The sequence below is a fragment of the Neisseria elongata subsp. elongata genome (genome assembly GCF_900113545.1).
GTDB lineage: Bacteria > Pseudomonadota > Gammaproteobacteria > Burkholderiales > Neisseriaceae > Neisseria > Neisseria elongata.
This window is the reverse complement of record NZ_FOPS01000002.1, coordinates 224,353-241,243: the sequence shown is the minus strand read 5'-3', so window position 1 is coordinate 241,243 and position 16,891 is coordinate 224,353. Positions and strand designations below refer to the sequence as shown.

Annotated in this window: 17 protein-coding genes and 1 tRNA gene; 8 read left to right on the top strand and 10 right to left on the bottom strand. The window is 53.2% G+C overall.

The window, feature by feature from the left end; all coding sequences use genetic code 11:
• Positions 1-88 precede the first annotated feature (88 nt).
• From pheT to lgt, 8 genes are all read right to left on the bottom strand, one after another.
• Positions 89-2,452: a phenylalanine--tRNA ligase subunit beta gene (pheT, locus tag BM261_RS03225; protein WP_074895066.1), complete on the bottom strand. Its 2,364-nt coding sequence runs from the start codon at positions 2,450-2,452 to the stop codon at positions 89-91.
• Between the two features lie 123 nt (positions 2,453-2,575).
• Positions 2,576-3,568, bottom strand: a complete 993-nt coding sequence (gene pheS, locus BM261_RS03220) for a phenylalanine--tRNA ligase subunit alpha (protein WP_003744233.1) — start codon at positions 3,566-3,568, stop codon at positions 2,576-2,578.
• A 246-nt stretch (positions 3,569-3,814) separates the two neighbouring features.
• The gene (gene rplT / locus BM261_RS03215; protein WP_002214103.1) at positions 3,815-4,174 is read right to left on the bottom strand and encodes a 50S ribosomal protein L20; all 360 of its coding nucleotides are present in this window, start codon (positions 4,172-4,174) and stop codon (positions 3,815-3,817) included.
• A 12-nt stretch (positions 4,175-4,186) separates the two neighbouring features.
• Complete coding sequence (rpmI, locus tag BM261_RS03210) at positions 4,187-4,384, bottom strand: 50S ribosomal protein L35 (protein ID WP_002232040.1); 198 nt, start codon at positions 4,382-4,384, stop codon at positions 4,187-4,189.
• Positions 4,385-4,531: 147 nt separating this feature from the next.
• Positions 4,532-5,053, bottom strand: a complete 522-nt coding sequence (gene infC, locus BM261_RS03205) for a translation initiation factor IF-3 (protein WP_074895063.1) — start codon at positions 5,051-5,053, stop codon at positions 4,532-4,534.
• A 17-nt stretch (positions 5,054-5,070) separates the two neighbouring features.
• Positions 5,071-6,984, bottom strand: a complete 1,914-nt coding sequence (thrS, locus tag BM261_RS03200; protein ID WP_074895234.1) for a threonine--tRNA ligase — start codon at positions 6,982-6,984, stop codon at positions 5,071-5,073.
• A gap of 54 nt (positions 6,985-7,038) precedes the next feature.
• Positions 7,039-7,115: transfer RNA gene (locus BM261_RS03195), tRNA-Val, on the bottom strand.
• 83 nt (positions 7,116-7,198) lie between these two features.
• Entirely contained in the window at positions 7,199-8,068 is an 870-nt protein-coding gene (gene lgt, locus BM261_RS03190) for a prolipoprotein diacylglyceryl transferase (RefSeq protein ID WP_074895060.1), read from the bottom strand.
• A 159-nt stretch (positions 8,069-8,227) separates the two neighbouring features.
• Between lgt and hemE the strand changes: the two genes are divergently transcribed.
• The 7 genes from hemE (at position 8,228) to BM261_RS03155 (ending at position 14,006) form a co-directional block, all read left to right on the top strand.
• Positions 8,228-9,289, top strand: a complete 1,062-nt coding sequence (hemE, locus tag BM261_RS03185) for a uroporphyrinogen decarboxylase (RefSeq protein WP_074895057.1) — start codon at positions 8,228-8,230, stop codon at positions 9,287-9,289.
• A gap of 206 nt (positions 9,290-9,495) precedes the next feature.
• Positions 9,496-9,942 (top strand): hypothetical protein, encoded by a 447-nt coding sequence (locus BM261_RS03180; RefSeq protein ID WP_074895054.1) that lies wholly within the window; start codon positions 9,496-9,498, stop codon positions 9,940-9,942.
• Positions 9,939-10,529 carry a phosphatase PAP2 family protein gene (locus tag BM261_RS03175; RefSeq protein ID WP_074895051.1) on the top strand — a complete coding sequence of 197 codons (591 nt, stop codon included), beginning with the start codon at positions 9,939-9,941 and terminating at the stop codon, positions 10,527-10,529. Before BM261_RS03180 ends, BM261_RS03175 begins: the two co-directional genes overlap by 4 nt.
• 301 nt (positions 10,530-10,830) lie before the next feature.
• Entirely contained in the window at positions 10,831-11,835 is a 1,005-nt protein-coding gene (locus tag BM261_RS03170) for a Clp protease/crotonase-like domain-containing protein (RefSeq protein ID WP_074895048.1), read from the top strand.
• A gap of 75 nt (positions 11,836-11,910) precedes the next feature.
• On the top strand, positions 11,911-12,570 hold the full coding sequence (gene ung, locus BM261_RS03165; RefSeq protein ID WP_074895232.1) for a uracil-DNA glycosylase: 660 nt from the start codon (positions 11,911-11,913) through the stop codon (positions 12,568-12,570).
• An 87-nt stretch (positions 12,571-12,657) separates the two neighbouring features.
• Positions 12,658-13,176 carry an rRNA maturation RNase YbeY gene (gene ybeY / locus BM261_RS03160; RefSeq protein ID WP_074895045.1) on the top strand — a complete coding sequence of 173 codons (519 nt, stop codon included), beginning with the start codon at positions 12,658-12,660 and terminating at the stop codon, positions 13,174-13,176.
• A complete protein-coding gene (locus BM261_RS03155) occupies positions 13,176-14,006 on the top strand; it encodes an HlyC/CorC family transporter (protein ID WP_074895043.1) in 831 nt (276 codons plus the stop codon). The genes ybeY and BM261_RS03155 overlap by 1 nt, the downstream gene beginning before the upstream one ends.
• 74 nt (positions 14,007-14,080) lie before the next feature.
• Here the strand turns inward: BM261_RS03155 and BM261_RS03150 are convergent, their stop codons facing one another.
• Together BM261_RS03150 and BM261_RS03140 are read right to left on the bottom strand one after the other, a co-directional pair.
• Positions 14,081-14,899, bottom strand: a complete 819-nt coding sequence (locus BM261_RS03150; RefSeq protein ID WP_074895041.1) for a hypothetical protein — start codon at positions 14,897-14,899, stop codon at positions 14,081-14,083.
• Between the two features lie 185 nt (positions 14,900-15,084).
• Entirely contained in the window at positions 15,085-15,879 is a 795-nt protein-coding gene (locus tag BM261_RS03140) for a 3'-5' exonuclease (protein ID WP_074895039.1), read from the bottom strand.
• A gap of 162 nt (positions 15,880-16,041) precedes the next feature.
• Between BM261_RS03140 and BM261_RS03135 the strand changes: the two genes are divergently transcribed.
• Positions 16,042-16,845, top strand: coding sequence for a DsbC family protein (locus tag BM261_RS03135; protein WP_074895036.1), 804 nt, complete (start codon positions 16,042-16,044; stop codon positions 16,843-16,845).
• The last annotated feature ends 46 nt before the right edge of the window (positions 16,846-16,891 follow it).

Below are 16,891 nucleotides of genomic sequence, written 5' to 3'. Positions count from 1 at the left end.
CAAGAAAATATGGACTTGCATTCATAAAAAGGCAGAGTGTCGGCCGCCTCCGGAAATCATCTGCCTTCAACTCGTCAAAACCGCTTGGCTACGCCCGCAATTTCGCGCCCACGCCTTCCGCCGCCGCCACCAGTTCGGCCACAATCGGTTCGACCACTTCGTCGGTCAGCGTGTCTTCCGTGCTTTGCAGGATGACTTTCAACGCCATGCTTTTGTGGTTTTCCGGCAACCCTGCGCCGCGATACACGTCAAACAACGTAATTTCGCGCAACATAGGCTCGCACACGGTGGTCAAAGCAGCCTGCAACTGCTCGAAGGTGGTGGCTTCGGGCACCACAAACGCCAAATCCCTGCGCACCGGCTGGAATTTCGATACTGCCTGATAGCGCGTTTTTTCGCGTTCCAACACGGCAGCCATGTCGATTTCAAATACCAGCGGAGCTTGCGGCAAGTCGTATTTTTGCAGCCATTTCGGATGCAATTCTCCGACAAAACCGATGACTTGGCCGTCTGAAACGATATTGGCGGCGCGGCCGGGATGCAGGGCGGAATGTTCGGTTTTGACAAACTCAACTGCTTTGTTTTTCAACAGATTTTCTACATCGGCCTTAATGTCGTAAAAATCCGCGTTGCGCGTTTTCTCGCCCCATTGCTCGGGCATCGCCGCGCCGTACCACAGGCCGCCGATGCGTTCGTTTTGTACAAACAGGCCGTCTGAATCCTTGCTGAACACGCGGGCGATTTCAAACACGCGCACGCGGTTTTGCTTGCGGTTCAGATTGTTTTGCAGAATTTCCACCAAGCCGCCGATGAGCGTAGAACGCATCACAGCATACTGCGCCGCCAGCGGATTTTGCAGGCGGATGGGATTGGCGTTGGCGGCAAAATCGAGTTCCCACTGCTCGTCAACGAAGGCGTAGCTGACCACTTCGCGGTAACCGCGCGCCGCCATTTCGTTGTAAACGGCAAAACGCGGACGGCGGGTTTCGGGCAGCGCCAGCATTTTCAGACGGCCTGACGTGTAATCGTCAGGGATATTTTCATAGCCGTAAACGCGGCCGATTTCTTCAATCAAATCGGCCTCGATTTCGATGTCGAAACGGAAGCTCGGCGCAGTAACTCGGAAGCCTTCCGCCGTTTTTTCAGGCTGCAAGCCCAAGTGCTGCAAAATGGTTTCCACCTGTTCGGCGGGAATGTCCACGCCCACCACCGTTTTCAGACGGCCTAAACGCAATTCGACCTGCTTCGCTTCAGGCAATTCGCCCAACGCTTCCACCATTTCGCCTGCCGCACCGCCGCAGATTTGCAAAACCAATTCGGTAGCGCGTTCGATGGCATCAGCCTGCAAACGGTAATCCACGCCGCGCTCAAAGCGGAACGACGAATCCGAACCAAAACCGTATTGGCGCGACTTACCGGCGATAACAGCAGGCGCAAACCAAGCCGCTTCCAGCACGATATTTTGTGTGTCGTCTGAAACCGCGCTCGCCGCGCCGCCCATCAGTCCCGCCAAACTCAACGCGCCTTTTTCATCGGCGACTACCAGCGTGTTTTCAGACAGGGAGACGGTTTTCTCGTTCAGGCATTCCAGCGTTTCACCTTCGCGTGCGCGGCGGATGTGCAGGCTGCCTGAAAGTTTGTCGGCATCAAAAACATGCATCGGCTGACCGATTTCCAGCATTACATAATTGCCAATGTCCACCAGCGCGGAAATACTGCGGATGCCGCTGCGCTCCAAACGCTGCTTCATCCAATCCGGCGTAGCGGCGCGCGCGTTCACGTTTTCAATCACGCGGCTGATAAAACGGCCACAATCGGCAGGCGCATCAATCTGCACGGGCTGTTTGCGGCTACCTGTGATTGGCGCGGCATGGATTGCAGGCTGCTTGAACGCGCAACCTGTCAGCGCGGACACTTCACGCGCAATGCCTTTGATGCTCAGGCAGTCGGCACGGTTCGGCGTGATTTTCAGCGTGAACACCGTATCGTCCAAATCCAGATATTCGCGGATGTTTGCACCGACGGGAGCGTCTTGCGGCAGAATGTGCAAGCCGTTCACGCCGTCGTCGGGCAGACCGAGTTCGTCGGTGGAACACAACATCCCGTTCGACACCACGCCGCGCATCTTGGTCGGCTTGATTTTGAAATTGCCCGGCAACACCGCACCCGGCAATGAACACGGCACTTTGATGCCCGCTTTTACATTCGGCGCACCGCACACAATCTGCACCAATTCGCCCGTACCCGCATCGACTTGGGTAACGTTCAAACGGTCGGCATCAGGATGTTTTTCAACGGATTTCACTTCGGCAATCACCACGCCCGTAAACGCAGGCGCGGCAGTCTCGGCCTCTTCCACTTCCAAACCGGACATGGTTAACAGATGTTCCAGCTTATCGGCGGAAAGTTCGGTATCGGCTTGGGTTTTCAGCCATGAGTAGGAGAATTGCATGTTATGTTCTCAATCAACTAATTAACTTTTTATCAGATTTTGTTTTCAGACGACCTGTTTGCTTGGGAGTGTAGGCTGCTTTTTAACTTTGTTAGGGCAGTTTCTTTTAGGCAGCCTGCACAATCATTTCGCAAACTGCTTCAAAAAGTTCAAATCGTTATCGAAAAACAGCCGCAAATCATTCACGTTGTAACGCAACATGGCGAAACGATCGAGGCCGATGCCGAAGGCGAAACCGGTGTATTTTTCGGGGTCGATATTCACGTTTTTCAACACGTTGGGATGCACCATGCCGCAGCCGCCGACTTCCAGCCATTTGCCGTTTTCGCCCATGATATCGATTTCAGCGGACGGTTCGGTAAACGGGAAGAAAGATGGACGGAAACGTACCTGCAAATCATCGCGTTCGAAAAAGCGGCGGATGAAATCGGTAAACACGGCTTTTAAATCGGCAAAAGTCACGCCCTCTTCTACCCACAAGCCTTCAGCTTGGTGGAACATGGGCGAGTGCGTAGCGTCGCTGTCCACGCGATAGACGCGGCCGGGGGCGATAATGCGGATGGGCGGCTCTTTTTTATCGAGCATGTAGCGGATTTGAATCGGGGAAGTGTGCGTACGCAAAACATCGCCGTTTTCAACGTAGAACGTATCCTGCATGGCGCGTGCCGGGTGGTTTGCAGGAATGTTCAGGGCTTGGAAGTTGTGGAAATCGTCTTCGATTTCCGGGCCGTCCGCCACTTCAAAACCCATGCCGTGAAAGAGTTCGACCACGCGCTGCAAAGTCAGGGTTACGGGATGCAGACCGCCATTTTCCTGCGCGCGTCCGGGCAGGGTAATATCGAGTGCTTCTGCGGCAAGTTGGGCTTGCAGTTTGGCTTCGTTGAGCGCATCACGTTTATTGTTAAAGGCCGTCTGAAACTGGTTTTTGCATTCATTGATATGCGCACCTATGGTTTTGCGCTCTTCAGGCGACATTTGACCTAAGGTTTTCAGAAGTCCGGTCAACTCGCCGGTTTTACCAAGATAACGGGCTTTGATTTGTTCTAGAGCGTTGAAGTCTTGCGCGGCTTCTACTGCGGCAATGCCTTCTGCAACGATACGGTTTACATTTTCCATAGTGGTTTTATCGTCTGTCGGTTGATGATGGGTCGTCTGAAACAATGAGGCCGCCTGTATGGTTTGGTGTTGCCAAACTTTTCAGACGACCTTTTATCGTTTACGGCCAATCCGTTTGATAGAATCGGCGTATTTTAGCGCAAATCAATTCAAAAAAATAGACTTTAAAGAAAGAAAATCAATCACATAGACTTTATTCAAACAAAGAAAAAAGGAAGCCGTAGCTTCCTTTTTAAATTTTTTGAATTAAGCAGCCAAAGCAGCTTTGGCTTTCTCAACCAATTGTGCAAAAGCGGCTTTATCGAATACAGCCAGATCAGCCAATACTTTGCGGTCGATTTCGATAGAGGCGCGTTTCAGACCGTTCATAAATTTGCTGTAAGACAGACCGTTTTCACGAGCACCTGCATTGATACGGACAATCCACAATTGACGGAATTGGCGTTTGCGTTGACGACGGTCACGGTATGCGTATTGACCGGCTTTCATTACCGCTTGTTTGGCAACGCGGTATACGTTTTTACGACGACCGCGGTAGCCTTTGGCTAACGCGAAGATTTTTTGGTGACGGGCACGAGCGGTTACACCGCGTTTTACGCGTGGCATATTCTAAACTCCTTAAGCGTAGGGTAACATTTTAGCAACAGAAGCCAAATCGCGATCGTTTACCATAGAGGTACCGCGCAGTTGGCGTTTGTTTTTAGTGGTCTTTTTAGTCAAGATGTGGCGTTTGAACGCATGAGCGCGTTTTACACCGCCGTTACCCAGTACTTTGAAGCGTTTTTTCGCGCTAGACTTGGTTTTCATTTTAGGCATGGGAAAACTCCATTCGTTATTAGATAAGGCATCAGGGGGTTTTAAAACCATGGGTTTCAAACACTTGAACCCAAAATGCCACGGTTTTTGCCGCCAATCAAAAGCTTACCCCGAAGCGGCAATCAGAGTAAGCTGAGAATTATAACTTTATTTTTTCTTCGGTGCAATCATCATCACCATTTGACGGCCTTCCATTTTAGGGAAGGATTCGATTTGAGCCACTTCCGCCAAATCCTCTTTCACGCGCTCTAAAAGTTGCGCCCCGAGTTGCTGGTGAGCCATTTCACGTCCGCGGAAACGAAGTGTTACTTTGACTTTATCGCCGTCAGCCAAGAAGCGGTTGATGTTGCGCATTTTGATTTGATAATCGCCTTCATCGGTACCCGGACGGAATTTGATTTCCTTAATTTGTACCTGCTTCTGGTTTTTCTTGGCTTCGTCGCGTTTCTTGGCTTGTTGGTATTTATATTTACCGTAATCCATCAGTTTGCATACGGGTGGTTTGGCAGTAGGGGAAATCTCTACCAAATCCACATCCTGCTCTTCGGCCATAGCCAAAGCTTCACGAACCGACACAACACCAAGCTGTTCGCCTGACTCACTGATTAAACGCACTTCTTTGGCGGTAATTTCGCCATTGATTCGTGCTTCGCGTTCTTGAGCGATGATGAATACTCCTATAAAAATTAATGGTTGACGAGGGCGTCCGCGATTTCTTGCTGCAGTTGTGCAATGAAATCATCGAAATCCAAAGAACCCAAGTCTTCTGCTTTGCGGCGCACGGCCACTTTGTTTTCTTGCTTCTCTTTATCGCCGACAACGATTTGATAAGGGAAGCGGTATTGGCTGTTATCACGGATTTTGTAACTGATTTTTTCGTTACGCAAATCCAGCTCTACACGGAAGCCAGCAGCCTGCAATTTGGCAGCCACTTCACGGCAGTAATCCGCTTGATTTTCGGTGATATTCATAATCACCATTTGAACCGGCGCCAACCACAACGGGAAAGAACCTGCGTGGTTTTCAATCAGAATACCGATAAATCGCTCCAAAGAACCCAAAATGGCGCGGTGCAACATTACCGGACGGGCGCGGTCATTGTTTTCGGTTACATATTCTGCATCTAAGCGCTCCGGCAATACAAAGTCCAGTTGCAGCGTACCGCACTGCCAAGAACGCCCCAATGCGTCTTTGACGTGATATTCAATTTTAGGTCCGTAGAACGCGCCTTCACCTGGCAACTCGTCCCATTCCACGCCGCAAGCAGTCAATGCTTCGCGCAGACCTTGTTCTGCCTTATCCCACACGTCGTCCGAACCGGCGCGCTTCTCAGGACGCAGTGAAAGCTTGACGGATACATCATGGAAACCGAATTGCTTGTAAATACGAACCAACAATTCATTGAATGCCCGCGCTTCGCTAACAATTTGATCTTCAGTGCAGAAAATATGCGCATCATCTTGTACAAAACCGCGAACACGCATCAATCCATGCAATGCACCGCTCGGCTCGTTACGATGGCAAGAGCCAAATTCAGCCAAGCGCATCGGCAAATCACGGTACGAGCGCAAGCCGTTATTGAAAATCTGGACATGTCCGGGGCAGTTCATCGGTTTAACCGCGTATTCGCGTTTTTCCGAACTGGTTACGAACATATTGTCTTTGTAGTTATCCCAGTGACCGGATTTTTCCCAAAAGGTTTTATCCATGATTTGAGGAGTTTTGACTTCCTTGTAACCGGCGGCATTCAGCTCTTTGCGCATATGCTGCTCAATGGTCTGCCACAAAGCCCAACCTTTGGGATGCCAAAACACCATACCCGGTGCTTCGTCCTGCAAGTGGAACAAATCCAGTTGCTTGCCTAATTTGCGATGATCGCGTTTTTCTGCTTCTTCGATACGCTGGATATAGGCTTTTAATTCGTCTTTTGTCGCCCAAGCCGTACCGTAAATACGTTGCAGCATTTCATTATTGCTGTCGCCGCGCCAGTACGCACCTGCCAACTTGGTTAACTTGAAGTTTTTCAGGAAGCGAGTGTTCGGAACGTGCGGACCGCGGCACATATCGACATATTCCTGATGATGATACATACCCATAGCTTCAACTTCAGGCATATCGTCAATCAGGCGTAGTTTGTATTCTTCACCGCGATCTTGGAAAATTTTGATGGTTTCGGCACGCGGAGTCATGACTTTGACTACATCATAATCCTGAGCAATCAATTCTTTCATGCGCGCTTCGATGGCAGCGACATCTTCAGGCGTAAACGGTTTTTCCGTAGCAATATCGTAATAAAAGCCCTCTTCAATGACGGGGCCGATAACCATTTTTGCATTAGGATAGAGCTGCTTGACCGCATGACCGACAAGGTGGGCGCAAGAGTGGCGGATGATTTCAACGCCTTCTTGATCTTTCGGGGTAATGATTTGGACGGTTGAATCTTCGGTAATCGGATCGCACGCATCGACCAATTTGCCGTTTACCTTACCCGCCACCGTCGCCTTCGCCAAACCTGCTCCGATAGACGCGGCAATCTGTGCCACGGTAACGGGCGATTCGTACTGGCGGACTGAGCCGTCAGGCAAGGTAATGTTCAACATCAAAAAGCTCCAAAACATTAAAAAATAACGGCAAAAAATGCCGTTTGAAAAATTTGGTAGGCACGATTGGATTCGAACCAACGACCCCCACCATGTCAAGGTGGTGCTCTAACCAACTGAGCTACGTGCCTGTATTTGAGGAAGCGCGAATTGTAGCCGAAGGCGGGCAAACTTGGCAAGCGTATCCGACACTCTCGCATCCGGTTTGTTGTTTTCAGACGGCCTCTTTCTGCACATCCTTCCCTTTTTGACCGAAATAGACAAAACCAGCCACACCTAACAACACCATCGGCAGACTCAACCACTGCCCCATCGACAAACCGAAAGTCAGCAGGCCGAGATAGTCGTCGGGCTGGCGGGCATATTCGGCGATGAAGCGGAATACGCCGTAACCCGCCAAAAACAACATAGCTGTTTGCCCGACCGGCCGCGGTTTGCGTGAGAACCACCACACCAGCACAAACAGCATCAAACCTTCTAAAGCAAACTGGTACAACTGCGACGGATGACGCGGCAGAGCGCCGTATTGCAACAGCCATTCTGCCCACTGCGGATTACTTTGCGCCAAGTGCGCATCGACTTGCGCCGCCTGCGGGAAACCCATCGCCCAGAAATTCGACGGATCAGTAACCCGCCCCCACAATTCGCCGTTGATAAAATTGCCGATACGCCCCGAAGCCAGTCCGAGCGGCACAAGGGGAGCGATAAAGTCCAATACTTGCATCCATTTCAAGCCCTTCCTGCGGGCAAACAGCCAACTGGCGGCGACCACGCCCAAAAAACCGCCGTGAAACGACATGCCGCCCTGCCACACCTTAATCATTTCCGCAGGGTGGCTGAAATAGTATTCCGGCTGATAAAACAGCACGAAACCAAGCCGTCCGCCCAAAATCACACCCAACACACCCCAAGTCAGGAAATCGTCCAACATTTCGGCCGTAAACGGCGTGTTACCCTGACGGATACGGCGGCGGCCCAGCCACATGAACAGCACGAAGCCGACGATATAACTGAGTGCATACCAGCGCACGGCCAGCGGGCCGAGTTCGAAAGCGGCAGGATTGAATTGCGGGTGGATAAGCATACGGTATTCCTTGATTTTGGCAGGCGGCCATTATACGCAAAGCATCCGACGGCGCAAAACGCGCCTTTCAGACGGCCTCTCCTCCCGCAAACGTGCGAATTTCCGAACCTGTGGTTTATAATGGCCCTCCGTTTCCCAACCCACCCTCCGGCAACAGCTATGACCACCTTAAAAAACGACACTTTCCTCCGCGCCCTGCTCAAACAGCCCGTCGAATACACGCCGATTTGGATGATGCGTCAGGCGGGGCGTTATCTGCCCGAATACAAAGCCACGCGTGCAAAAGCGGGCAGCTTCATCGATTTGTGTAAAAACACCGAATTGGCGACCGAAGTCACCATCCAACCTTTAGAACGCTTCGATTTGGACGCGGCGATTCTGTTTTCCGACATCCTGACCGTTCCCGACGCCATGGGCTTGGGACTGTACTTTGCCGAAGGCGAAGGCCCGAAATTCGAACGCGCCTTACAACACGAAGCCGATATCGCTAAGCTGCAAGTTCCCGACATGGAAAAACTGCAATACGTTTTCGACGCGGTAACTTCCATCCGCAAAGCGCTAAACGGCCGCGTACCGCTCATCGGCTTCTCCGGCAGCCCGTTCACACTCGCCTGCTATATGGTCGAAGGCGGCAGCAGCAAAGAGTTCCGCACCATCAAAACCATGATGTACTCGCGCCCCGATTTACTGCATAAAATCCTCGACACCAATGCCCAAGCCGTTACCGCCTATCTCAACGCCCAAATCGACGCGGGCGCGCAGGCAGTGCAGATTTTCGATACTTGGGGCGGCGTCCTGAGCGATGCGGCGTTTAAAGAATTCAGCCTCAAATACATCCGCCAAATCGTTGCCGGATTGAAACGCGAAAGCGAAGGCAGACGCGTTCCCGTCATCGTGTTTGCCAAAGGCGGCGGACTGTGGCTGGAAAGCATGGCGGAAATCGGCGCAGACGCCTTGGGCTTGGACTGGACGTGCAACATCGGCGAAGCACGCCGCCGCGTCGGCAACCAAGTCGCCCTGCAAGGCAACTTCGACCCGTTTGCCCTCTTCGGCACGCCCGAATCCATCCGCACCGAAGTCGCGCGCATCCTCGCCGACTACGGACAAGGCAGCGGTCATGTGTTCAACCTCGGACACGGCATCAACCAACACGCCGACCCCGAACACGCCAAAATCTTAGTGGATACCGTACACGAACTGTCGCGCCAATATCACGTTTGATTAAATGTAGGAAATAAAGAGGCCGTCTGAAAGCGAAACCTTACTTTCAGACGGCCTTTCCTCAACAAACAGCTCATACAAAGCGGCACATAAACAGACTTTGCCAACCGAACCCATTGAGGCAACAACCGCTCCAAATCGAACCGATCCGGCAAAAGGCCGTCTGAAAAATCAAACCGCCATCCGGAAGCAATACATAAAACGGCATGAATGCCACTCAAGCCGCCCTCACCCGCAACCGCCCGAAAGGACAGCCCGTGCAGTGGAAAAAATCACTGAATGAAATCGAAGAAATGGTTTGCCGGCAAACCGAACGGCACATCCGCATCATACAAACCGGCCGCAACACCATCCGCATCGAAGACAAAGTCGGTTTGGATTTGTTTTTGGAACATGTGTATGATGACGGCCTTTTGTTTGGCTACCGCCTGCCGTTCGGCCTGAACGCCATCGCCAAAACGGCAGGCAAAATATTGGCCGGCCGGGTTCGGACCAAAAAATTGAATTGGGATGCGGAAAAGCAGCAAATCCGCGCCAATCTGTCCGTATTCGGCCAAATCAAACCTCTGTTCGCAAACCACAAACTGGTTTCGGCAGAAATCGACAACAACCAACTGTGTTTGAATTTTTCCCCTAAGGAAACCAACCCATGACGTTCAGCGACTATTTTATAAACTTAGTATTAAGTGCCGTATTGATTATCGGTGCCTACCAATTTTACTTCTTCACCCAGCGGCACCCCTTGCGCAAACCCATCGTATGGGACTCCGTCGTCGATGAAGAAATCCCCTTCCGCCCGCGCTGGTCGTGGGTGTACAGCTTCCTCTACTATCCGGCCATCCTCTATCTCAACCTGATTGCGACCGACCACCGCCACTTCATCATGATGGCCTTCAGCTTCTTGGTCCTACTGTTTATGCAGATGCTGTTTTTTTGGCTGCTCCCCGTCTCCACGCCGCCGCACTGGCGCAATATCAACCCTGGCAAAACCCCGTCGGAATGGTTTTTACGGTTTGTGCAGAAATTCGACCAATCCAGCAACTGCTTCCCCAGCATGCACGTTTCCGTCGCCATGCTGACTGCGCTGCACGCCATGCCGGTCATGGGCGGATGGGCATTCCTTTTTCCCGTTTTAATCGCGGTTTCCTGCATATTTACCAAGCAGCACTATCTCATCGACCTGCCGGCCGGTGCCGCACTGGGCGCGTTTGCCTATTGGCTGTACCTCTCGGCAGCCTGAAGGGCAGGCACACGCGGCAAATATCTGTTATACTGTTAATGGAAATTATTGGCTGTTGTAAACAATCTATAAAAAACACAGAAATTACTGCTTCACGGAATTCATTAACCCGAAAACGGCCTTTACGGTTCGTCCGAATTTGAGACAGGTCGATAGTGCGGCAATGGCGGGGTTTGGATACGGCAATAGAAGTGCCCGACCAAAATCCCGTCCGTTTCGGAACCGCCCCGTTCGAAAGCCAAACCCGGCCGAAACCGCAGGCATCCCGTGCCCTGCCGTCGATTTACAAAGGGAGAACACCATGAACGAAAACGAAATATCTGTCAAACAGCCGCCGCGACTGTTTTCCAAAACACAAAAAATCCTTGCCGAACTCGAAGCCAACCTCAACGGCCCGCTGCTTTGCTATTGGAACAGCAATGGCGGCAGCATCTGCCGCAACGACGTGCTGGCCCTTTACCGCATCCTCGAGCACGTCGATCAGCACGACACCGTTTACCTGTTCATCAAAAGCGACGGCGGCTCCGGCAAAGAAGCCCTGCGCATGATCAACCTTATCCGCAGCCACTGCCGCAACCTGGTCAGCCTCATCCCGCTGCAATGCGCTTCGGCCGCCACCATGATGGCCATAGGCGCGAACGAAATCCACATGGGTTCGATGGCCTATCTCAGCTCCGTCGATACTTCCCTCACCCACGACCTCTCCCCGATAGACCGCGATAACGATCGCGTTTCGGTCAGCCTCGACGAACTCAACCGCGTCGTCAAACTGTGGAAAAACAACACGGAAGACACCGGGTCCAACCCCTACAAATCCCTGTTCGAATACGTCCATCCCCTGGTTATCGGCGCGGTGGATAGGGCCGAATCGCTATCGATCAAACTGTGCGAAGAACTGCTGTCCTACCACATCATCGACCCCGTCCGCGTCCACAGCATCGCCGAAACCCTCAATTCCGGCTACCCCACCCACAGCTATCCGATACTGACCAAAGAAGCCCGCCGTATCGGCCTGAACGCCCGCGAACTCGACAAACCGGTAAACGACCTGCTGCTCGCCCTAAACGCCTGTTACAGCGAAATGGGACAGCGCGCCGTTACCGACTTCGACGACACCCGCTCCCACTCCAATGAAATCCTCAACATCTTGGAAGCGCGCAACGTTCAGGTCTTTTACCAAAACGACAAAGAATGGTTCTACCGCACAGAAGAACGCCGTTGGCTGACCTTAAACGACAACTCCAACTGGCACGTTACCGAATCCATCAAAGGCAAAGTGCAGCATTCCATCCTCCACCTATCCTAAACGGAAGGCCGTCTGAAAACAGGCAACCCGCCTTTTCAGACGGCCCCAACATAAAACACCACCGGCAAAACCATGATGCAAACCTGGACAGAAGCCCTCGGCACAGAAAAGCAACAACCCTATTTCCGACACATCATCGGCACCGTCAAAGCCGAACGAGAAAGCGGGCAAACCGTCTATCCGCCTGCCGCCGACGTCTTCAACGCCTTCAAAGCCACCGAATTTAGCCAAGTCAAAGCCGTCATCCTCGGCCAAGACCCCTACCACGGCGAAGGACAGGCGCACGGACTGGCCTTCTCCGTCCGTCCGGGCATCGACATCCCGCCCTCCCTGCAAAACATCTATAAAGAACTTGCCGACGACATCCCCGGTTTCCGCATCCCGAACCACGGCTGCCTGCAACACTGGGCGGAACAAGGCGTCCTCCTGCTCAACACCGTCCTCACCGTCCGCGCCCGCCAAGCCCACTCCCACGCCGCACTGGGCTGGGAAACCTTTACCGACACCGTCATCCGCCGCCTGGCCGAACAACGCGAACACCTCGTCTTCATCCTCTGGGGCAGCCACGCGCAGAAAAAAGGCGCATTCATCGACCGCGGCCGCCACCTCGTCCTCACCTCGCCGCACCCCTCCCCCCTGTCGGCCTACCGCGGCTTTTTCGGCAGCAAACCCTTCTCGCAAACCAACGCCTACCTGCAAAAGCACGGCCAAACACCGATAGACTGGCAGGTGTAACTGCAAACAAAAGGCCGTCTGAAAACACCTTCAGACGGCCTCTCCGATTTCCAGTATCATCACGCCTTTACACAACCGCAACCGAACATGAAAAAAGCCAAACGCTACCCCTTCCTCAAACTGCAACGGCAACGCTTCGCCCTGCATTTCGACAACCAATCCTCCGCCGCAGGCCTCCCCTCCGAGCGCGACTTCTACCGCTGGGCATGGCAGGCGGTCAAACAGCACCACCGCCGCGCCGACATCTCCCTGCTCCTGCTCGACGAAGAACCCGCCCGCGCTTGCAACCGCGATTATAGGGGCAAAGACTACGCCACCAACGTCTTGAGCTTCGCCCTCGACGAAGGCGAAACCATGTACGCCCCCACCCTTTCAGACGGCCTGCACGGCGATTTAGTCATCTGCCCGCAAGTCGTCTTCAAAGAAGCCGCCGAACAAGGCAAAACACCCGAACAACACTTCGCCCACCTCACCATACACGGCGTTTTGCACCTGATGGGCTACGACCACATCGAAGATACCGAAGCAGAAAAAATGGAAGCCCTTGAAACCCGCCTGCTAAATCAGTTAGCATACCCCGACCCATACTCACAGGACGAACAATAATGGATGACAGCCCGTCGAAACCCAACTTTTTCGAACGACTCATCAGCCGCATCAACGGCGACGCACCCGATACCGCCGAAGGCGTATTGGCCTTCCTGCGCCAAGCGCACGAACAACAGGTATTCGACACCGACACCCTGCAACGGCTGGAGAAGGTACTCGACTTTGCCGAACTCGAAGTGCGCGACGCCATGATTACCCGCTCGCAAATGAGCGTCATCAAATCGACCGACAGCCTCGAACGCATCATCCCCTACGTCATCGAAACCGCACACTCGCGCTTTCCCGTCATCGACGGCGACAAAGACACCATCCTCGGCATCCTGCACGCCAAAGACCTGCTCAAATACGCCTTCAACCCCGAACAGTTCAACCTCGAACAACTCCTGCGCCCCGCGTTTTTCGTCCCCGAAGGCAAATCCCTCAACGCCCTGCTCACCACCTTCCGCGAGCAAAGGCTGCACATGGCCATCGTCATCGACGAATACGGCGGCACATCCGGCCTCGTTACCTTTGAAGACGTCATCGAAGAAATCATCGGCGACATCGAAGACGAATTCGACGAAGACGATTCCGCCGACAACATCTTCGCCGTTTCCGCCGAACGCTGGCGCATCAACGCCGTAACCGAAATCGAAGACATCAACGCCTTCTTCGGCACGGACTACCGCAGCGAGGAAGCCGACACCATAGGCGGGCTGGTCATCCAAGAACTCGGCCGCCTGCCCGTACGCGGCGAAAAAATCATCCTGCCGCCGCTGCAATTCACCGTCGCCCGCGCCGACCACCGCCGCCTGCACACCCTGATGGCCGTGCGTGTGAAGGAATAAATCCGCGGATACAAAACGAAAGGCCGTCTGAAAACCGGAAAACGGTTTTCAGACGGCCTTTATCGTTATTTTCGTTACATTAGGCTGTAAAGCGGGTAACCCTTGGGCACGACATGTGCCTTCCCGTTATACGGCATCAGGTATTTCTGCCGCCGGTATCGCTTCTTGCCCTGCGTTCCGCTGAGTGAGGCTTCAACCGCCCACACATCAAATTCGGGCTTCAAACGGCGGTTGAAAGAAACATCTGCGTCCAAAGAGGTTTCCATTTCTTCGCAATGGCGCCGCTCCCGCCCTTTGTATTCTTTGCAATTTCCGTAATGAGCCCCGTTGTCCAAACCAGTCGGAATGTAGCTGTTGGCGATACGGTTGTGGTTGTCGCTGAACAGCAAAAACAATCCTGTCACTGTCGAACCTTGTCCGGTATAGGCCGTTTCGACGGCATAGCCCCAATTTTGCCCGCCTACCTGCATAAACCGCCAATCTTCGGCATCGGGCGTTTTACCCCACGCGCCGACTTCATCTTTACCGTGCAGCTTGATTGCCCACTGGTCGCCCTCCTTCTGCAAAACGAACACTTCTGCCAGGCCGGACGATGCATGCGAATCGTTTATCCGTTTTTCTTCAAGGTCGTAGGCAAAACCCGTATAGAGTTCGTAGCGCGTGGTTTTGCCGTTGCGGGTAACGGTATGTCCGGCCGCGCGTTTCATACAGTAGGCCGTATTTCTAAGATTCTGACTGTCCTTGGGCGGGTCGGACAGTTGGCATTTTTCGGCCGCCACAGGGCGGTTGTAATGCTGTTCGATTACATGACGGATGGCGGCATCATCGGCAGGTGCCGCCAAAGCCGGCACGGCCAATACGGCCGGGATAAGGGTGGAAACGATGCGTTTCATTCAAAACTCCTGATTTTGTGTTTGATGCGTAGAACGGACGGTCAAACGGTTGCCCCGCCGCAGCGGGCAAAGAAAAGGCTTACGCAAAGCCTGCCACTCCGTTCGTCCGCAAAAAATTGCGGCGTGTTTCAGGCAAAGGCCGTCTGAAAACCGAAAAATCGTTTTCAGACGGCCTTTGACAAAATTCAGCCCCATGCGGCAAGAAATTCGCGCCAATGTTCCTGCCCGTCTGCCAGCGTTTGCAGATAATTTTTCAGACGGCGGATTTCCTGCTCGTACTCGTCGCCGTCCAACGCGCCGCTCATCAGGCGGAAACGCAGGTACATCAAATAAGTATTGGCCGCATCGGTTTCGCAGTAGTCGCGGATTTCTTTCAGACGGCCTTCATGAAACGCCTGCCAGACTTTACTGCCGTCCATGCCCAATTTTCCGGGGAAGCCGCACAGCTTAGCCATATCGTCCAAAGGCACATTGGCACGGGGCTGGTAAAGGGCGAGCAAGTCCATCAAGTCGCAATGGCGGTTGTGATAACGGCTGATGTAGTTGTTCCATTTAAAATCGCGGCTGTCGCCGAAATCGCCCTCGCCCATGTCCCAATAACGGGCGGCCGTGATGCCGTGTATCAGGGCGCGGTAGTGCAGCACGGGCAGGTCGAAACCGCCGCCGTTCCAGCTCACCAGCTGCGGCGTGTGCGTTTCAATCAGCTCAAAAAAACGCGCAATCACCGTTTCCTCGTCGTCGCCGATTTCGCCTATCGTGCCGACGTGGATTTTGTCCTGCCCCCAACGCATACAGCAGGATATGGCCACCACCTGTTGCAAATGGTGTTGCATAAAATCGCTGCCTGTCCGCGCACGGCGTTTCTGACGGGCGAATTCCACCACCTCCGCGTCCGCCACTTCCAACGGTAAGTCATATAGCGTGCGGATGCCGCGCACATCGGGAACCGTCTCAATATCGAAAGCCAAAATCGGTGTCATACTCGTATTCTCGCTGGGAATCTGACCATAATTGAGCGGATTGTGCAGCAAGGCGCGACTTTTGTCATGCAAAATACTTAGCCCTGCGCGCTTTTTTTCGGCATAATACCGACCCGGCGACAACGCCCGAATTTTATTGAGAAAACGAAAGCCAACATAAATATGAAAAGAAACACCCTCACCGTCCTGGCCGCCGCCCTGCTGATTGCCGCCTGCGGTCAAAACCAGGTCGGCGCAACCTCAGCGCAAGCCGCCGGCAAAACAGCCATCGGCGCAGGTTCGGCGAACGGCAAAACCGATGCTTCCGTCGAACAAACCATCCGTGGAAAATTAGAAAAAGCCTACGCCGAACAGCAAATTAAAGTGCTGTCCGTCCACCCTACCCCGCTGGACAACCTGTATGAAGTCGTCTTGAGCGGCAAAACCGTCATCTATACCGATGCCAAAGGCGACTACATGATTGTCGGCGACTTCATCGACATTAAAAATCGCAAAAGCCTGACCGACGAGCGCACGGCACAATTGAGCGCGGTCGAATACGACAGCCTGCCTTTCGACATGGCGATTAAAGAGGTACGCGGTAACGGCAAACTCCAAGTAGCCGTTTTCTCCGACCCCGACTGCCCGTACTGCAAACGTCTGGAGCATGAATTCGCCAAGATGACCGACATCACCATCTACAACTTTATGATGCCTTTGGCCAGCCTGCATCCGGACGGTGCGCGCAAAGCCCAACAGATTTGGTGTCAGCCCGACCGCACAGCCGCTTGGACGAAATGGATGCGCGAAGGCAAAATGCCGCCGCAAGTTCCCGTATGCGATAACCCTGTCGATGAAACCACTTCTCTGGGCGAACAGCTCGGCTTCCACGGCACGCCAGCCATCGTCTTCCCCAACGGCCGCACACAAGCCGGTTATACACCGATGCCGCAACTGGAAAAAATCATCAAAGACAATCAGAAATAAGCTGAAAAGCATACAAAGGCCGTCTGAAAACCTGAAATTAGGTTTT